Origin of the sequence: Bifidobacterium sp. M3-N-101 (assembly GCF_023656805.1) — a bacterium.
Classification (GTDB): Bacteria; Actinomycetota; Actinomycetes; order Actinomycetales; family Bifidobacteriaceae; genus Bifidobacterium; species Bifidobacterium breve.
In genome coordinates, this window is sequence record NZ_JAMOKQ010000001.1 from 54,409 (window position 1) to 72,406 (window position 17,998).

Sequence of the window (17,998 nt, forward strand, 5' to 3'; positions counted from 1 at the left end):
AGCGCTTTGAAGGACCCCTTAGGGAAACACAACAATCCACTAGTATATCGCCAGTCTTGACATAGGGCAACTGTGGAGACACTCCCGCTTTTTTATGTCGTCTCTCCCCCACCTCGCTTCGCGAGGAGCCCTCTCATCAGAGGGGGGGGGCTGGAGTGAGTCAGTTATTGAAGATTTGGGCGAAACGTTGGGCACCGGGGGTGTCGAAGAGGGTTTCGAGCGGCACCACATTGCCCTTATCGTCGGCCAGCGGGATACGCCAGTTCGGATACTCGTTATTGGTGCCGGGCTGGTTCTGCGCACGCTTCTCCCCCACCGCATCGGTAATCGAGGCGGCAAGCAGCTTGCACGGAGATCCCTTCAGCGCACGGTACAACGCATCGATGATGTCCGCCTCGTGCTCCTCACGGTGTTCGGCGAAATCGGCATCCAGATATCCTTGATCAACCAGCATAGCAATCATGGCGTTTTGCTCAGCCTTGGCAGAAGCTTGGAACTCCTCAGCAGGGCCAGTCAGCAGCCCCAAGCGTTCGCGAATCTTGACGTGCTCATACTCCAGGTATCCGGCGGCCGGCGGCAGGTCATGGGTATTCACGGACGCCAAGGCATACGGACGCCATTGAGATGGTGTGCGGAACACCCCGTCCCTCTGCTCGAACCATTCGACCGCACAGCCGAGAATGCCGTGGCCGGACAGGGAATCGGCCACATAATCGGGCATCACGCCCAAATCCTCACCGACCACCACGCCGTTGGCGCGGGACGCCTCGATGGCCAGAATGCCGAGCATGATGTTGGAATCGTAATGCACATAGGCACCATCCGTTGCCGAATGATTCTCAGGAATCCACCACAGACGGAACAGACCAAGGATATGGTCGATGCGCACGGCACCGGCACGGGCGAACATACCATGCACCATGTTGCGGTAGGTCTGGTAGCCAGTGGCTTCCAAATCAAGCGGGCTCAGCGGCGGTTGGCTCCAATTCTGGCCCTGCTGGTTGAACATATCCGGCGGAGCGCCAACCGTAGCGCCCTTGGCGAACCGCTCAGGATTCCACCACACATCCGCGCCGAGGGGATGCACACCGACCGCCATATCAGACATGATGCCGATTTCCATGCCGGCATCCTTGGCCGCCTGCTGCGCAGCGGCAAGCTGATCGGACGCCACCCATTCGAGCCAGCGGTAGAAGTCGAGCGTATCGGGGAATTGACGCTTCAAATCAGCAATCTGCTGAGAATCCCGGCCAAGGGCCTGTTCCCAATTGTCGCCTTGTGCCGAGGGCGCACCCCACTTGTCATAACACAGGCACCACGTGGCATAGGCTTCGAGGTCGGAACCGAAATCCGTCTTGAACTGGTCGAATGCGGCCTGACGCTCGGCAGTGCGACCGGCCTTGAAGATAATCCACAGAGCATGCATCTTGCTGCGCCACATGGCGTCACGGTCAATGACCTGGGCATCGCCGTTCAGCGGCTCCACATCGGAGTGCAGTCCATCCACTTCATTCTTGGCATCGGTCGGCAATGTGGCGTATTCCGGTACCGACTCAGGGCGAATATACGTGAAATTGACCAGACGACGGCTCACCGGAAGATACGGCGACGGCGTAAGCGGAGACACCGGTTCGGCGGCGTGCAACGGATTGACCAGCACAAAATCAGCGCCGGTCTTCCGCTTGGCGTCGACCAATATGGTCTTCAAATCCTCGTAATCGCCGACACCCCATGATCCGGAGGAACGAATCGAGTACAGCTGCGCCATCCAGCCCCACAGGCTACCGTCCTTCATCGGGTCAATCAACGGAACCTGGCTCGGCGCACTAATCAGGGTGGCGTCCTGCGAACGGTTACCGACCTTGACATGCAGGGTGTGATAGCCGACCGGTACATCGGCGGGAATGATCAGCGATGCCGTAGACACAAAGTTACCATCCAAATCGAACGCCGGAGATCCGTCTCCCGGACCGACTCCGATGGTCCCCTCGTATGACTCACCATTCTCCAGGATGATGCTTGCAGAAGGTATCTCCATGATGCCGGTGTTAACGAGCAGACGGTCTTCCTCGCCGACGGTATGCAACACTGTTGGAGCAACCAGTCGGCTATGGCGTTCCTTCAAAATCCTGTGAATGGCTTCCTTTTGCCGATCGTCGTTTCGGGCTTCGATGCCTAGAGCAGACAGGATTTCGATGAGCACATCATCGTCGATCTCATGATAATCGTGGCTCATGCCCACATAGCTGGTACCGATACCCACCAATTTGGCCAATCGAATCAGCGGACGAGCCAATCGTTCTTTACTCTCGGTATTCTCACTCATAGCCCCAGTGTAGCGCCGAAAAGCCGCGCCACACCGTAAGACGGCCATAGAATGCTTACGTTTGCAACAATTGAGCAACCATATATCGACATGAGAACGCTCACATGGCGGCAAAACGGAATCTAGCGACGACTCTCCACCGCGTGACGCACCTCCACTGACGGATCTTCCGCCAGCTTGGCCATCATGTCCGCAGAAGTGTTGGGGTTCAGCGCCACGGCACGACGAACCATGGAAGAAAGCACCGCCGGGGCGCCTTCCTCAAGCTCAGTGCCGAGCAACCCAAGATAATCCAGAGTTTCACTGTCCGCAGCGGGATCCTGCGCACCCTCGAGCCGCATCTTCCAACTGGTGCGCTTGTTGCGCAGCGCGGCATCCCTCACCTCGGGAATCGGATCCTTGGTCAGACGCCCGACCAGCCAGTTCTTATCGTCCTCGTTGGCAGCCACAGCCACACGCACGGAAGGCTCGGGATCCACGGACAACTTGACCAGTACGTTCGGGAACGGCATGGTACTGGCAAGAAACACGCGATCTTCGACCGGCGTGTGCTTGTTGCCAGCCACGGCCTCAAGCAGTGCGGTGGCACGCGAGAACGCCGCCTGATCGCTACGATCAGGCAGAGGACGGCGAGCAAACTCGGAAAGCTCGGCAGAGTCAGTGGAATGACGCAAACGCTCGTATGAGGCGGTCAACGGCTCAAAGGCGGCGCCGTTGGCATCACCGCCCTGTGATGCGGCGGAGTCGCCGCTCTGCTGGGTCTCATTGATGGGGTTCTCGTCGGTCATAGTGTTTAGCTTAGTCATGCCAGAGGAACCGGAATGTTGACCATGTCGATTGGTTCCGGAGATACCGCAGCGTTGAACGCTTCTACGACCTGCAACTCGAATTGTTCGCAATGGTCGACGGGCACCACAGCCGTCAGCTCGACGTTCGCCGCATACGATTCGTCTTCCTGCCGCCCATCCAGTTGGCTGAGCAGCTGCTGGAATCGGGACAACTGCGGGTATTCAAGATGCACGCGATACCGGCGCGCAGTCATGATTCTTGCCACTTGCGCCGCTTTCATGGCCAATGACGCCGCGGATGAATACGCCCGAACCAAACCACCCGACCCCAACAGGATTCCGCCGAAATATCGGGTGACGGCAATCACGCAATCGGTAGTACCGGACTGCTTCAGCACATCGAGGATAGGTTTGCCTGCAGTGCCGGAAGGCTCACCATCATCGCTCATGCGCTCGGACAAACGTCCGTCCGCGCCTCCACACACCGCGGCATACGCGACATGTCGAGCTTTTGGATGCTGCTCGCGGATTGAGGTCACGAATGCGAGCGCCTCATCGAGCGTATCGACATGAGCGGCATCACCGATGAACTCGGATTTCTTCTCCACGAGGGAATCGTGGGCCGGATTGTCGGATGTGTTGAGAATCGTCTGCATAGGCGGCGTTTCGACTAGACGAATCAGTGTTCGGAGACGACGACGTTATAGTCCTCGCCGGCAAAGTAGGCGTTCATGCAGGCGATCATCTGGCGGGTGAGCTCCTTGAATGCGCCATCGGTACGCCAGCCGACATGCGGAGTCAGAACAATGCCCGGCACATGGCAGATGGGATCATCTGCGGCGAGTGGCTCGTGGTCAAATACATCGAGAGCGGCGGGAATGTCGCCTTCCTGCAGACGGGCAAGCAACGCACCGGACTCGATGACTTCGGAGCGCGCGGTATTGATCAACATTGTGCCGGGCTGGAGATGAGCAAGGTTTTCAGCGGTGACAATGCCACGAGTGGCATCATTCAGCGGTAAATGGACGGAAATAACATCACTGGTTTCAATAAGCTCATTGAGATCGTCGACCGGAACGGAACCGGACCGTTCAAAATGCTCGGCAGGCACATGTGAATTCCACGCGGCAACTTCCATGCCGAAGGCGCGGGCAATGCCGGCCACGGTAGTGCCAATGCCGCCCAGCCCGATAATACCCATGCGGCGGCCGGCAAGCTGCAAACCGTCGCCCCCTGCCCATGCCCAGTTGCCCGCCTTGACATCCTTATCGAGTTGTCCGACCTTGCGAATGAGTTCGAACAGCAGCGCGAACGTATGCTCGGCCACGGCATGATCGCCGTAATGTTCGGCATTGCAGACACGAACCTTAAGCTCACGTGCCAGCTCGAGATTGATATAGCTGGCGACTCCGGTACCGCAGAACACGATGCACTTGACATGGCCTTGTTCGCTGATCGTGCGCAATAAGTCATCCGAGATATGGTAGCCGCCGACCAACAGGGCATCTGCGTTTTTCAGGCGTTCAGCCAGCACGGCTTCGTCCGAAGTGAATTCCTCGAACATACGCACGCGAGCCACATCATGCAGCGCCGGGAACTGAGCCTTGATGGGTTCAATCATCGCGTCGAGCACGGCAGGCATCACGACAAGCGGCAAATCGGCACGTTCGCTCTGAGTCTCGTAAATCTCGGTCATGGGCACCACATTAGAACTGCGGCGGGAAATTCACTGTGCGGTTTGCTGCGCCTGTTCTTGGGTAATGTTCCACTCCTTGGCAACATTCTGGTCGGCACCCATCGCATAAATCACATCCGATATGCGCTGGCGCACTTGAGCATCCTTGACCTCGGTCCAACAAGTGCCTATGGGATGGTCGCTGAATATCGCTGTCGTGATGCGGATCGCCTTGCTCGCGCAGGCGATCAATCTGCCAGTCATGGTCGGCGGTCATGCCATTGATGGACACCGTACCGGCCACCAGACCGAGTTTGCCGCCGCCTGTGGGAGAATCAATGACCAACGGCTTAAGGGAATCCTCCTCGGTTTTGTATGAGCCAGTTTGGGCAATGCCGTCGGCCTCCAACGTGTCCCAAAGCCGGGCGATGCCATCGGAGCCTTGATCCCATGAATGGTTGGTGGCATGAGTGCAGGCGTTGTATCCCACGTTGCGGGCGGCATCGGCCACTTCAGGCGGTATGTTGAAAATCGGGTAGGCACTGTAGGGGCCGCCTCGTTGGGCGACTGGAGTCTCGAAGTTGCATACGGCGATATCAGAGGCCTGAATGTACTGTTTCATCGGCTCAAACAGTGGATCAAAGTTGAAGGCAGTGCCATCCGTGGCACTGGTGTTGGCACCGCGGAAACCGTTCCACAGGCTCTCGTGGAACAGCAAGTCGCCATTCACCAGCATGGCGATGCAGTCGGTATCCGGGCAATCCGGCGAATTGCCGTGATGCTCCACCACCGGCTGAGGAACGGATCCGGATTTGTCCAGCGACGTATCGGCAACCGTGCTGGTTCCGGGACGAGACACATCGGTTGAGTCGTTATGCATGGCAGCGAACCATACTCCCAGCCCCAAAGCCACAGCCAAGACGGCAACGAACGCCACAATCAACGCGATGTGATTGCCGTTCGACGACATTGAACGATGCTGCCCTTGACCGCTGATATGGCTCATAGCTTCCCCATTCCGCGACTCTCTGTACTCACTATCAGAGTACCGTCCAAGGGCGGCATTGCTTCAATATTCGGGAAGAACCTTGTCATATGCCGTATTTTTTATGACGCGCCGCTCCCCAAATGCCGGTAGAATGGCTCACGGAGGCGGACGGACAATGGCGTACCTCCGGCTCCGCTAATCTGGCAATGCGACTATCGATAGAACAGTAACAATAAGTATTAGCGATGGATACGAACTTGCGAGCCGTGTACGCAACAAATGAGTTGCCATAAAACAAACAGACATCATGGATTGTGGGACACAGTTCATATGAAAACCGTGCCCCACATTTTTTGCGGATAAGTTATCGCATTCTAATAACAGAACTACCGATACGGGTGAGTTACGACTCCGGTGCGAGAAATAGAACCAAGCCAGTTAAGCGATGCCTTGGGCTGGCGTTCAAAAGTGTCTTTATCCCAACCGATAAGACCGAATGTAGGCTTGAACGACCCCCATTCATAGTTATCAAGCAAGGACCAATGCGTGTAGCCTCGCACATCAATACCGTCATCCATCGCGTCATGCAGTCCAGCAAGGGCATCGAACGTATAGTCGATACGACGACGATCGTCAGCAGTGGCAATGCCGTTTTCAGTGACGAAAATCGGCGTATGTTTTGCGACATCCCAAGTATGACGCACAGCGATGCCGAGGGCTGGAGGATAGTATTCCCAGCCAGTTAGGGTGCGTTCCACATCATCGTCGACGGGCACAGGCCCGTCCTTGCCGATGAATGTGCGTAGGTAGGCTTGTACGCCGATAAAGTCATCACCCGCACCCGCTTCGGTGAAGTAGTCCTCGCGTGGGTACTGATATTCCTCCATCTCCTTCTCACAACCAGGCACAGCATGGAAAGCCTGACAAGCGATGGTCCAGCCGACTTTTGCATCAGGCAGCTCAGACTTAATGACAGCGCGGGACATATGATGCGCATCGACTAGCGCCTTGGAAATCACCGGGTCAGGGGCAGGCAGGGAGACAGCCACAAAGTCAGTGCCTTCCGTGCCGCCTTGGGTCAAAGCGACCATGTTCGGCTCATTAATCGTGCAGATCCACGTTACATCGTTGAGAATAGGCAGCACATAACTCACGTAACGTTTGAACTTATCGAGTGCATCCGGTCGTTTCCATCCACCTTCTGCAGCAAACCACAATGGCATGGTGAAATGGTAGATAGTCACCATAGGTTCAACCCCGAACTCGTGGCAAGCGTCAATCATGGCGCGATAGTGCAACAACTCGGCTTTGGAGAAGCAACCTTCTACGGGTTCGATGCGTGCCCACTCGATACCGAATCGATACATGGTCAGACCAGAGTCGGCGAGCAGCCTGACATCCTCGCGATAGCGGTTGTAGCTGTTTGCGGCATCACCGGATGGTTCGCTCACGTCAGTACGAGGCGAGTGCTCGCGCGCCCACCAGTCGCTGGAGGTATTATTGCCCTCGATCTGGTGACCAGCAGTAGCGGCACCCCAAATAAAGTTTTCAGGAAATACGTAATTTAGAGAAGACATCGAAGCTTATCTTTCTTGTTTAATTCCCGCTTATTTAATGCCCGTCATAGCCACGCCCTGAATGAAGTAGCGCTGCAGGAATACGAACAAGAGCAGGATGGGTGTGATGACTAGCACGGCGCCGGCGAGCAGCACACTGTAGTTGGTGGCGTTCTGGCCCGTGGAGTAGAGGGACAGGGCTACTGGCAGCGTGTACATCTCCTCGCTTTGCGCGGAAACCAATGGCCATAGGAAGTTGTTCCAGCTAGACAGGAAGGTCAGGATGGACAGCGTGGCCAGCGCCGGGCCACATTGCGGCAGGATGATCTGGAAGAAGATGCGTAGTTCGCCAGCACCGTCCACACGAGCGGCTTCCATGAGCGCGTCCGGAATGCCACCGATGAACTGACGCATTAGGAACACACCGATAGGCTGGCACAGGAACGGCAGGATCAACGCTGCGTATGTATTGGCCAGGTGCATGTTCGAGATGATGACGAACAAGGGCACGAACGTGGCGACACTAGGCACCATGAGGGTGACCATGACCGCGCCGAACAAGATATTCTTGCCGGCGAACTTCATCTTGGCCAGTGCGTAGCCGACCATCGAGCAGAACACCATGTTGCCCAGAACAGTGATGACCGCGACGATGAGGCTGTTGGTGAAGTACGAACCAAAGTTCAGCTGGGTGAACCATTGCGAAAAGTTGGCTAGTGTCGCGTGCTCAGGCATGAGCTTGGGCGGCTTAGCGAGGATTTCACGCTGGGTCTTAAGCGAGCCTAGAGCCATCCACAGGAACGGGAAAATCCAAACAATGCCAATGACCGCCAGCACGATGTACGAGATGCCACGACCTTTGATGAATCGCTGCCACAACAGCAGCTTGTTGTCCTGTGCCGGTGCAGGGCATCCGGCGGATTGTATTGTTGCACTCATATCGATCCCCCTTAGTCTTCGGAACGCAGGATGCGGAACTGCAGCACGCTCACCAAGGCGATGATGATGAACAACACCCAGCTGGCGGCGGATGCGATGCCGTACTGGCCGAATCCGAACTTCTGGTAGACGTAGTATGCGGCCGACAGGGTGGAATCAAGCGGACCACCTTGTGTCATAACAAACGATTCCTCAAAGAACTGCAGGTAGCCGACTGACAGTAGCACCGCGCCGAGTAACAGTGTTGGCTTCATGAGCGGCAGGGTAATGGAGCGGAAGGTGCGCCATTTGCTCGCGCCGTCGATGGCGGCGGCTTCCTTGAGTTCTTCGGGGATGGCCTGCAATCCAGCGAGGAAGATAATCATCAGCGTGCCCATGTTACGCCAGACGGTCATGATCATCAGGGCAGGCAGAGCATAACGAGTCTCGTGCAGCCAGTCCGATCCCTGTACGCCGACGAGGGAAAGCAGGGAGTTGAGCAGGCCGTCTCCCTGCAGGATGTAGCGCCATACAACGGAGACGGCAACGACGCTGGCCACGACCGGCGCGTAGAACAGCGCACGGAAGAAGGCGTTCAGGTGCTGGGAGCCCTTGTTGAGTGCTACGGCGAACGCCAGAGCAATGATCATGGTGATCGGCAGACCGATGAGTACGAAGATGCCAGTGACACCAAGCGAATGCAGGAAGCGCTTGTCACTGAACAGGGCGATGTACTGGTCGAGTCCGACGAAGTTCACGTTGAACGGGGTACGCAGGTCGCGGGATGTGATGTCGGTGAACGACATCGCCATGGAGGAGATGAGAGGGATCAGCATAAATACGCAGAAGATGACCGCGAACGGCAGTGCAAATCCCCATGCAAGTAATGTCTGGCGGCGGCGAAGGGAGCTGCCGGCTCCCTTCTCCTGCGCCTTCGCGTGCTTGACCATTGCTGTATGTCCTGATGGACTCACTCGCCGATGCCGATGGAATCGGCTTCGGACTGCAGGCTCTTCAGACCATCGCCCACAGAAACCTGGCCCTTGGCAATCTGTTCGTAAATGCGGTCAGCTGCGGAGGAAACCTGTGCCCAAGTGGTAAAAGCAGGCACGCCCTGAGCATGTTCAAGCTGATCGCCAAATGCGGTTAATGTGGTGCTGGAGGTCAGTGCATCATTGTCCCAGGCGCTCTGAGCAGCCGGCAAATCGGAGGACAGGGTGTACCACTTAGCCTGCACGTCAGACCGGCTAGCCCACTGTATGAACTTCCATGCCGCCTGCTTATTCTTGGAATCCTTGAAGGTAACCAGACCGGAGCCACCGAGGTAGGAAGTACCCATGTCGGAGGAGTCGTCCATTGCGGGAAGCGTCACCGTTGCGTACTTGTCCTTGATGTCGTCGCCACCGAGTTCCTCGATCTGGCTGACAGCAGTGGGCCCTTGAAGCATCATCGGCGTGGTGCCGGCTACGAAGTCAGCGATGTCGGCACCGGCGCTCACGTCAGCATTGGCATCAGCGATACCGTCCTTGTAGAAGCCGGTGACATAGTCAAGAGCCTCGGTCATCGCATCGCTGTCGATGGTCCACTTGGTCTGGCCGTCATCGGAGAGTGCAGCGCCTGCGGAGTAGGCGTATGGCAGGATACCAATGAAGCAGTCCGTGCCAGAAGCACCGATACGCATGCCGTAATCGACGCCATCCACTTTCTGCATGGCTTCAGCCATCGTCTTGAGTTCGTCCCAAGTCTTCGGCGTTTCAGTGACGCCGGCTTTCTCAGCGATGTCGGTGCGGTAGTACAGCACGCGGGTGTCAACATACCACGGCACGCCCAACTGCTGATCTCCGACCTTGTAGTTGTCGGCCGGCCCTTCGAAAAATCCACTCATGTCAAAGTTACCGGGGACCGTAGAGAAGGAATTGGAGAAATCGGCCATCCACGTGTTGCCCATCTGAGCAACGTCCGGGCCGTTACCCGCCGCGATGGCGGTCTGAATCTTGTCGTGTGCGGAAGACCACGGGATAGCGGTCACCTTCACAGTGACATCCGTATTCTCCTTCTCGAAATCCTTAACGAAGTCGCCAAGCAAATCACCTTCGTTACCCATAGCCCAGATGGTCAGATCGCCGGTGGCCTTAGCCGAATCGATTGTGGTCACGTCATCTGCACTGTCAGACGTAGCGCTAGTGCGTCCGCAGGCTGCGACGCTGGTCAGCATAGCCGCACTGGCGATGATGGCAGTCGCCATCTTGAACATGCTTCGCTTCATTCCTCGTTCCTCCTTGAACTGTTACTTCTCAACAATCTAACCGCGTAGATTGTGATTAATATTTAAGCGCATAGTTTTTTGTTTGTCAACTCGCGAACCGATTCGACACGACGAAACAGCATCAACAGTGACTCCCCTGCAGGAGGTCTCAAAAGCCTTATTTAGCCTTCTTCAAGAAATAATCAACACCCACAGCTGCCCCGCACGATGAGCTTGACCGGCAAACGGAACCGTTCGGGCTTGCCCCACGGCTCCCCTGCCTGCTCATCCAACAGTCGGGCCGCCAACTGCCCCAGCAGCTCCAAGGGCTGACGCACAGTGGTAAGCGTGGGAGTCAGCACCTGACCAGCGAGCACACCATCAAAACCAGTCAATATGACATCCTGAGGAACCCGGACACCGGCATCTCGAAGTACGCTCATGACTTCGAACGCAGTTTGATCGGTAGCGCATAGCAATGCCTGCGGCAACCGTCCAGCGTCTATTACCTCGCACAGATCTACGAACCACTCATGCGTGCCAGACACACTGTCATCAAGCGGCAAGTCCGGAACCCGCAACCCTTTCATTTTCAGTTTTGCCCGCATCGCAGCAAATCGATGACGAGAATCGTAGTTGTCCAGACTGCCCACAAACTCCATGTCATGCACGCCGTGGACATCAACCAGATGGTCAATCAGCTGGTTCATGCCAGTTTCGTTGTCACAAGAGATGTAGGCCGCAGGCTCGTCACCATCACCCTCGCTCAGACGCACGATAGGTATGCTTCGGCACAAAGCCTCCAATGGCATAGTGCTGGTGAATTCGTTTGGAAACACTGCTAAACCATCCACGCGACCAGCTACATCTGTGATACCCGCACCATCGTCATGCCGAATAGCAGTACCTAGCAGCACGGCACGATTGCGACGCCGGCATTCCAGCTCGAATCCACGCTGCACTTCATCCACATACAATGGGTACGACAACACACTCGGGCAATCAAAGCTCTCACCTGCGCGATTGGAGAAAATTGGTCTCCCATTCTCAGACACGACATCGTTGCCGCCAGAGCATGAATCGAAATCATCCTCATCGCCAAGCGGCCGCTCAATAAGCATGTCAAAGGAATACAGACCGAGCACGCCGGTGTTTCCGCGAGCCAAGCCACGAGCGTTGGCGCTGGGCACATAGTCAAGGTCTTTCGCCGCCCTGAGTACCTTCGCCCGGGTTGAAGGCTTGACCTTATCCGGGCGACGGAAAGTAAATGAAACCGTGGCGGTGGACACTCCCGCCTTCTTCGCCACGTCATACACCGTTGCCCTACGCATGATTCCTACTTTAATCGATTCCGGAGGTCAGCACACGTTCGACCTGAATCTAAAAAAAGTTTTAGTGGCTTTCCTGTCAATCTCGCATGCATACTTCAGGTTACGGGCGCAGCACCCAATAATGGGTACCGCGCCTTAATGACCGCTACACGAGCAGTCTCAGCAACTGGTAAAGCTGCCATAGGCTGCGCACGTTGAAATGCATGCCATCCACCGTGGCGCACGCCTCGCCATCGCCCACATGGACAATGACGGTGCGACCGTTCACGGTCAGACCACCGTGCATCGTGATATGATTCATTTCGTAACCTTTGGTTAGGGGCGTAAGCCGATAACCACAACAAGGCCCGATGTTCGTAGCGTCGGGCCTTTTTGCTACCAGCTTCCGCCGGTAACGGCCCGTCATATCAACGGGGATGCCGCATGTTACGACATCACTATCCAATGTACCAGTTGCACGAACGCAGCCTGAATGCCTAGAGAACAACAACTGTTCATTCACCTGAGCTATAAGAGCTGACACGTCCATAAGCCGGTATTTATGTTCCTAGTGCGGTGGAGCAGGAAAACAGAAAGGGCCTCCGAGAAATCCCGAAAGCCCGTGCTTGCGGAGTCAGAGGGATTCGAACCCTCGAGCCGTTTACACGACTAACACCTTAGCAGGGTGCCCCTATCGGCCACTCAGGCATGACTCCACGTTACGCAATGAAGCGCAACAGCAAAACATCGTACCATGCCCTGCGGATACAACGTGCCGAATGCGTCCAAAAAAGCGCAAGACGGCCTTGCCGGCCAGACAGCCCGTCACTTGCCCTTGGCCAGGGACACATCACCGGAAAAGGTGACGATCACGGCACAGATCACCAATGCGACGCCAATAACCTCACCGGTGTCTGGAATCTCGCCAAACGCCAGTCCCACAGCCACGGCCATCGCGGGGTTGATTGACTGCATGACCGAGAACGCTCCCGAGGTGGCGCGGCGCAACGTAATCTGTTCCACCGCATACGGGATGAAGGACGCCATCAGGGAAATCACAAACAGCAACGCCAACAGTTTCCATGGCCCGCCAGGAGCAAGCGCCCATGTGGCATCGGATTTCGGATGAATCACATGGCTCACAGCCGGCACGCCAAGGAACAACGACTGCACCAGCCAGCCGACGGCAACCGCGATGCACAGGTTGTCCAGCGAGTTGCCTCCGGACGCCACACGACGGCCTGTCACAATGTAAACGCCCCACATCGAGCCGCCGATAAGGATGACAATCAGACCAATGAGAAAACTACCCTGTCCTGATGGGTTGGCCAGCGAAATCCCGGCCTGCGCCATAGCAACAGCATCACTGCCATAAACCCGACGCGATACCAGACCGAATACAACGGATCAAGCTGGGTGAATGCCAGTTTGGCAATGGCCATAGCCGTATAGATGACCAACGCCTCACCGATCACGATGCACACCACAGGAACCCGATTGAGGATACCGACCGCTGCCTTCTTCATAAGATTCACGCTACTCGCAGAGCCGGGACAGTACATAGTCGGAAGAGTTCGGCTCGGACAACGACATAATGTGGACGTCCCTATGAGACTGCTTACAATGGTGAGCATGAGCACCGCACCGAGACTTGAGGCCGCCAAGCGCGATTGGGGTCATGACGAGACCGGCTGCACCGTGCTGCATATCGATATGGATGCTTTCTACGCCTCGCTGGAAGTGGCCCGCAATCCCGGGCTGAAAGGCAAGCCAGTCATCATCGGCACCGGGCCGCGTTCGGTGGTATCCGCAGCGAGCTACGAAGCGAGACGCTACGGCATCAATTCGGCCATGCCGGCCGCCCGCGCCCATCAACTCTGCCCGGATGGCGTGTTCCTGCCGGTGGATATGGCGTACTACCGCATGATGTCGCACCGCATCATGCACGAGGTCTTTCTGACCATCACCGACCAGTTCGAACAGGTTTCGGTGGACGAGGGATATATGGATGTGTCCGGCGCGCTGCTGGAATGGGACAAACCGAGCGCAATCGGGGCATGGATACGGCAGCAGGTGGCCGAACGATTCAACGTGACTTGCTCGGTGGGCATCGCCTGCAACAAATTGGTGGCCAAAATGGCTTCGACCAACGCCAAGCCAAACGGCATGCTGCTCATTCCGGCGGCACGGTCGGCACAGTTCGTGCAGATGATGCCATTGCGCGGCATTCCCGGCATTGGACCGTCGCTGGAGAAACGGCTCAACGCCTGGGGTGTGCATTCCGTGGCCGAATTGGCACAAATGGATGAAGCCGCTCTCATACAGGCCACTGGATCGCCCGCCGCGGCGCGCGGACTGTGGGCGGCCTCGCATGGTCTGGATTCACGTGAGATCGCAACAACCCGCGAAGAGAAGTCCATCGGTTCAGAACGCACCTTGACCGAAGATACCCGTGACATGCACATCGTATGCCGGCTGCTGCGTTCAGCATGCGATGAAGTCGCCCGTACCTTGCGCCGCAAAGGATTGGTGGCTCGCACGCTGACAGTGAAATTGCGGTTCGCCGACCTGAGTTATCAGACCAGATCCTTCACCATGGAGCAGCCGACCGATACGGCAAGCACGCTGTATCCCGAATGCGTGCGGCAGTTGAAAATTATGCTTGGTATACCGGCGAACGCCGAACCGACCACTCCCCTGCCAAAACTCATCAGGCTGGCAGGCATGAGCACATCATCGCTCAGTGAGGCACATGCTACCGCAGTGCAGCCGTCATTAGACGATCTGCTCGAAGAGGCCGATGACGCACACGGGCAGACCACACAGGCGCGAATGCATGACGCCGAAGCCGCACTGGATGCCGTGCGCCGCAAATTCGGCAACACGGCGGCACAGTTCGGGGCGTAGTTAGGCCATCAGACGCTGGCATGCAGCGTCAATGGCATCATCGGTGGCGGTGGCGGAGAAACGCAGATACTCGGGGGCACCATAGAACTCGCCGGGGCTGGGAATGATGCCCAACTGGGCAAGCTCGGCCATATCCGACCAGCAATCACCAGACTTGGCCTTGACCCACACATACAGTGCACCTGACGGCATCTGAGCCTGATAACCATAGGCATTGAGCGCGTCGACCAATGCGACCAATCGACCCCGATAACGGTTCCACTGCGCATATACGGAGCCGGCGTCGTTCAGTCCTGCGGCCATGGCGGCCTGCACCGGCCCCGGAATGATCTGGCCAATCTGTTTACGATATTCGCCCATTTCGGCGACCAGCCGGTAATCGCCGGCAATCAGTGCGGTGCGATAGCCGGCCATGTTGGACTGCTTGGACAGCGAATACAGCACCAGGATGCCATCGGCCGAGCCTTCGCATACCTGCTGGTTGAGCGCACACGGCGTGGCGAACAGGCTGAACGCGGCATCAGAGGCGGGCTCGTTGGATGCCGCCGCAGGCCTGGAAGTCGTATTGCGCGCCAAACGCCAGTCCATAAGCGCGTAACATTCGTCGGAGAGCACTACTGCGCCAATGCGTCGGGCTGCAGCAACGATGTCGGCTAGCCAATCGGCGGAAATGACTTCGCCGGTCGGATTGCACGGCGAGTTAATCCAGATGGCTTTGACATTGGGAATGTTGACCCAGGAATCGACATCGGTCACGTCATCGACCTTGGCCACGGTAGCGCCGGCAAGCTGGGTGCCGATTTCATAAGTCGGGTAGGAAACCTTCGGCTGCACCACCACATCGCCCTCGCCAAGATGCAGCAAGCTGGCCATTAATGCCACTGCCTCTTTGGAGCCGACGGTGGGAATCACCGCCGCGTTCACGGCTTTCAAATCCACACCGCGCATATTGCGGAACCACGAATCTATAGCGGATTTCAAATCGACAGTGCCCGCCGTGACCGGGTATCCGTGGGCATTCGACGCATCCGCCGTAGAGGCCAACGCCTGCTGCACGGCGTCAGGAACCGAATCCACAGGCGAGCCGACGGACAGGTCGATCATGCCGCCCGGCACTGCCTTGGCCGCGGCCTTGAAACCGGCGATGCGTGACCAATCGTACGGCGACGAATATGCATGAAAGCCCATGGGAACCCTTTCTTGGACGATATGTTCCTAAGATACGACGAGCCCTCGGCCTATTGACCGAGGGCTTGCATTACATGATTGAGCGAATCAGCTCACTGATTCTGCGGCGGCAGCGCGGCCACCTGCTCGGGATCCTTGCCAATCGGACCATTGGCGGAAGCACCACCAAGATCGCCTACTTCGGCAAAGAAGCTGACGGCTGCGTCCTTGTACCAGGCCCACTCATCCGGCAGATCATCCTCATAGAAGATGGCCTCAGTGGGGCACACCGGCTCGCAGGCGCCACAGTCGACGCACTCGTTCGGATTGATGTACAGCGAACGAGAACCCTCATAAATGCAATCGACGGGGCACTCGTCCACGCAAGCCTTGTCCTTGACATCCACGCAAGGCTGAGCAATTACGTATGGCATGGAATTCTCCTTACGAACAACTTTCTACAAAAATACGCGCGCGTTAGGACGCGCCCCCGACACCTCAGCCGTTAACGGCCCGATCAGTCTCGTCAGATAGCGTTTCGCTCAAATCTCCCTTACCGAGACGAGCGTGCCAGTAACCATAGCTGAAGTAGATGGCGAAACCGATCACCAGCCACACTAGGAAACGAATCCAGGTGAGCACAGACAGGTTCAACATCAGCCAGAAGTTGGCCAAGGCAATCAGAATCGGAACCCACGGGTTGCCGGGCATTCTGAAGGCACGCGGCAATTCGGGGCGTTTCTTGCGCATAATCGGAATGGAGATGGCCACCAAGGTGAATGCGGACAGCGTACCGATGTTCACCATGTCAGAAAGCACGCCGATGTCGAACAGGGCAGCGACCAGGGCCACCACTACGCCCACAACAATCTGCAGAACGGCCGGGGTGCCATGCTTGCCGGTCTTGGACAGGCCACGCGGCAGCAGACCATCGCGGCTCATAGCAAAGACGATGCGGGTCAAGCCCAGCAGCAGCACCATAATCACGGTGGCCAAACCCAGCACAATACCAAAGCTGATAATCTTGGCGGCCCAGTCAGCCCCGACCAATTCGAATGCCGTGGCCAGAGACGGGCTATCTTGCTTGGCAAGATCCTTATAGGAGACCATGCCGGTGGTCACAATGGCCACGAGCATGTACATGACGATAATGAGCAGCATGCCGACACCGATGCCCAGCGGCACGTTCTTGTGCGGGTTCTTGGTCTCTTCGGAGGCGGTGGCCACCACGTCGAATCCCAGGAACGCGAAGAACACAAGCGCCGCACCAGACAGGATGCCAGGCACGCCGTAAATGGACGGGGTCATGCCAGTGGCCCATTGCCATAGCGGCTGCGCCATCTGAGCGCTGACGGCACCGTCGCCGGTAGTGGCTGCGGCCGGCTGGCTCGGTGGAATGAACGGGGTGAAGTTGGAGGCCTTGACGTAGAAGAAGCCGACAATCACCACAAACACCACGATGGCGATCTTGAGCACGGTCATCGCGCCATCCACACGAGCGCCAATCTTGGTGCCGAACACCAGCAACACGGTGAAGAACGCGACGATGATAATTGGCGCGAGGTCGAAGTTGAAGGAGCCTAGCGCCAGATCGGTATTCACGTTCCAACCCATCAGACGTATGAAATCGTTGAGATACACGCCCCAGTATTTGGCAATCACCGAACCGGCGAACAGCATTTCCAGAATCAGATCCCAGCCAATGATCCATGCCGTGAGCTCACCCACTGTGGTATAGGTGAAGGTATAGGCGGAACCGGCCACTGGAATCATCGAGGCAAACTCGGCGTAACACATCACGGCCGCGCCGCAGACGATGCCGGCAATCAGGAAGCTGATGATCACGGCCGGGCCGGCGTGGAAAGCCGCCGCCTGCGCACCTACTGAGAAGATGCCAGCGCCCACGGCCACAGCCACACCCATGATGGACAGATCCCACCACGTTAGGCTGCGCTTGAGCTTGCGACCCTCTTCACCTGTTTCGGCAATGGTCTGTTCGACGGATTTCGTACGGAACAGTTGCATGATATTGCTCTCTTCTCCCCTGCCTACACGCCGGACGCGCGCAGCACTGAAAATGAGTATAAATGGGGGTGATTACGTTGTCCATCAATCCGT

General features: G+C 57.0%; 14 protein-coding genes, 1 tRNA gene and 2 pseudogenes. 1 reads left to right on the plus strand and 16 read right to left on the minus strand.

What is annotated here, in order from left to right; all coding sequences use genetic code 11:
* Window positions 1-160 precede the first annotated feature (160 nt).
* The 13 genes and pseudogenes from malQ to NBH12_RS00375 form a co-directional block, all read right to left on the minus strand.
* Window positions 161-2,326: a 4-alpha-glucanotransferase gene (gene malQ / locus NBH12_RS00315; protein WP_003829866.1), complete on the minus strand. Its 2,166-nt coding sequence runs from the start codon at window positions 2,324-2,326 to the stop codon at window positions 161-163.
* Between the two features lie 122 nt (window positions 2,327-2,448).
* Window positions 2,449-3,132, minus strand: a complete 684-nt coding sequence (locus NBH12_RS00320) for an AbrB family transcriptional regulator (RefSeq protein WP_003829865.1) — start codon at window positions 3,130-3,132, stop codon at window positions 2,449-2,451.
* Window positions 3,129-3,770 (minus strand): YigZ family protein, encoded by a 642-nt coding sequence (locus NBH12_RS00325; RefSeq protein ID WP_003829864.1) that lies wholly within the window; start codon window positions 3,768-3,770, stop codon window positions 3,129-3,131. Before NBH12_RS00325 ends, NBH12_RS00320 begins: the two co-directional genes overlap by 4 nt.
* Window positions 3,771-3,793: 23 nt before the next feature.
* Window positions 3,794-4,810 carry a D-2-hydroxyacid dehydrogenase family protein gene (locus tag NBH12_RS00330; RefSeq protein ID WP_250819043.1) on the minus strand — a complete coding sequence of 339 codons (1,017 nt, stop codon included), beginning with the start codon at window positions 4,808-4,810 and terminating at the stop codon, window positions 3,794-3,796.
* A 142-nt stretch (window positions 4,811-4,952) separates the two neighbouring features.
* Window positions 4,953-5,795: pseudogene (locus NBH12_RS00335) on the minus strand (CapA family protein); the annotation flags it as partial.
* 368 nt (window positions 5,796-6,163) lie between these two features.
* Window positions 6,164-7,354 (minus strand): glycoside hydrolase family 1 protein, encoded by a 1,191-nt coding sequence (locus NBH12_RS00340; RefSeq protein ID WP_250819044.1) that lies wholly within the window; start codon window positions 7,352-7,354, stop codon window positions 6,164-6,166.
* A 30-nt stretch (window positions 7,355-7,384) separates the two neighbouring features.
* On the minus strand, window positions 7,385-8,272 hold the full coding sequence (locus NBH12_RS00345) for a carbohydrate ABC transporter permease (RefSeq protein WP_003829860.1): 888 nt from the start codon (window positions 8,270-8,272) through the stop codon (window positions 7,385-7,387).
* An 11-nt stretch (window positions 8,273-8,283) separates the two neighbouring features.
* On the minus strand, window positions 8,284-9,201 hold the full coding sequence (locus NBH12_RS00350; protein WP_003829859.1) for a carbohydrate ABC transporter permease: 918 nt from the start codon (window positions 9,199-9,201) through the stop codon (window positions 8,284-8,286).
* A gap of 20 nt (window positions 9,202-9,221) precedes the next feature.
* On the minus strand, window positions 9,222-10,517 hold the full coding sequence (locus NBH12_RS00355) for an extracellular solute-binding protein (protein WP_003831521.1): 1,296 nt from the start codon (window positions 10,515-10,517) through the stop codon (window positions 9,222-9,224).
* A gap of 182 nt (window positions 10,518-10,699) precedes the next feature.
* Entirely contained in the window at window positions 10,700-11,827 is a 1,128-nt protein-coding gene (locus NBH12_RS00360; RefSeq protein ID WP_003831519.1) for a LacI family DNA-binding transcriptional regulator, read from the minus strand.
* A gap of 145 nt (window positions 11,828-11,972) precedes the next feature.
* Entirely contained in the window at window positions 11,973-12,128 is a 156-nt protein-coding gene (locus NBH12_RS00365; RefSeq protein ID WP_016462593.1) for a hypothetical protein, read from the minus strand.
* 307 nt (window positions 12,129-12,435) lie between these two features.
* Window positions 12,436-12,522: transfer RNA gene (locus tag NBH12_RS00370), tRNA-Ser, on the minus strand.
* A gap of 109 nt (window positions 12,523-12,631) precedes the next feature.
* A pseudogene (locus NBH12_RS00375) lies at window positions 12,632-13,332 on the minus strand (EamA family transporter).
* 106 nt (window positions 13,333-13,438) lie between these two features.
* Here NBH12_RS00375 and dinB point away from each other — a divergent pair.
* Window positions 13,439-14,713 carry a DNA polymerase IV gene (gene dinB / locus NBH12_RS00385; protein ID WP_025300032.1) on the plus strand — a complete coding sequence of 425 codons (1,275 nt, stop codon included), beginning with the start codon at window positions 13,439-13,441 and terminating at the stop codon, window positions 14,711-14,713.
* On the opposite strand, the gene dapC is transcribed toward dinB, so the two are convergent.
* The 3 genes from dapC to NBH12_RS00400 all read right to left on the minus strand — a co-directional run bounded on the left by dapC (window position 14,714) and on the right by NBH12_RS00400 (window position 17,905).
* Window positions 14,714-15,901, minus strand: a complete 1,188-nt coding sequence (dapC, locus tag NBH12_RS00390; RefSeq protein ID WP_014484267.1) for a succinyldiaminopimelate transaminase — start codon at window positions 15,899-15,901, stop codon at window positions 14,714-14,716.
* A gap of 92 nt (window positions 15,902-15,993) precedes the next feature.
* Window positions 15,994-16,314: a ferredoxin gene (fdxA, locus tag NBH12_RS00395; protein WP_003829849.1), complete on the minus strand. Its 321-nt coding sequence runs from the start codon at window positions 16,312-16,314 to the stop codon at window positions 15,994-15,996.
* Window positions 16,315-16,378: 64 nt separating this feature from the next.
* On the minus strand, window positions 16,379-17,905 hold the full coding sequence (locus tag NBH12_RS00400; protein WP_065471079.1) for an amino acid permease: 1,527 nt from the start codon (window positions 17,903-17,905) through the stop codon (window positions 16,379-16,381).
* Window positions 17,906-17,998: the final 93 nt, after the last annotated feature.

Excerpts from the sequence above, each read along its gene's own strand:
- malQ (WP_003829866.1), bottom strand. The coding sequence starts at position 2,326 with ATGAGTGAGAATACCGAGAGTAAAGAACGATTGGCTCGTCCGCTGATT.
- NBH12_RS00320 (WP_003829865.1), bottom strand. The coding sequence starts at position 3,132 with ATGACTAAGCTAAACACTATGACCGACGAGAACCCCATCAATGAGACC.
- NBH12_RS00325 (WP_003829864.1), bottom strand. The coding sequence starts at position 3,770 with ATGCAGACGATTCTCAACACATCCGACAATCCGGCCCACGATTCCCTC.
- NBH12_RS00330 (WP_250819043.1), bottom strand. The coding sequence starts at position 4,810 with ATGACCGAGATTTACGAGACTCAGAGCGAACGTGCCGATTTGCCGCTT.
- NBH12_RS00340 (WP_250819044.1), bottom strand. The coding sequence starts at position 7,354 with ATGTCTTCTCTAAATTACGTATTTCCTGAAAACTTTATTTGGGGTGCC.
- NBH12_RS00345 (WP_003829860.1), bottom strand. The coding sequence starts at position 8,272 with ATGAGTGCAACAATACAATCCGCCGGATGCCCTGCACCGGCACAGGAC.
- NBH12_RS00350 (WP_003829859.1), bottom strand. The coding sequence starts at position 9,201 with ATGGTCAAGCACGCGAAGGCGCAGGAGAAGGGAGCCGGCAGCTCCCTT.
- NBH12_RS00355 (WP_003831521.1), bottom strand. The coding sequence starts at position 10,517 with ATGAAGCGAAGCATGTTCAAGATGGCGACTGCCATCATCGCCAGTGCG.
- NBH12_RS00360 (WP_003831519.1), bottom strand. The coding sequence starts at position 11,827 with ATGCGTAGGGCAACGGTGTATGACGTGGCGAAGAAGGCGGGAGTGTCC.
- NBH12_RS00365 (WP_016462593.1), bottom strand. The coding sequence starts at position 12,128 with ATGAATCATATCACGATGCACGGTGGTCTGACCGTGAACGGTCGCACC.
- dinB (WP_025300032.1), top strand. The coding sequence starts at position 13,439 with ATGAGCACCGCACCGAGACTTGAGGCCGCCAAGCGCGATTGGGGTCAT.
- dapC (WP_014484267.1), bottom strand. The coding sequence starts at position 15,901 with ATGGGCTTTCATGCATATTCGTCGCCGTACGATTGGTCACGCATCGCC.
- fdxA (WP_003829849.1), bottom strand. The coding sequence starts at position 16,314 with ATGCCATACGTAATTGCTCAGCCTTGCGTGGATGTCAAGGACAAGGCT.
- NBH12_RS00400 (WP_065471079.1), bottom strand. The coding sequence starts at position 17,905 with ATGCAACTGTTCCGTACGAAATCCGTCGAACAGACCATTGCCGAAACA.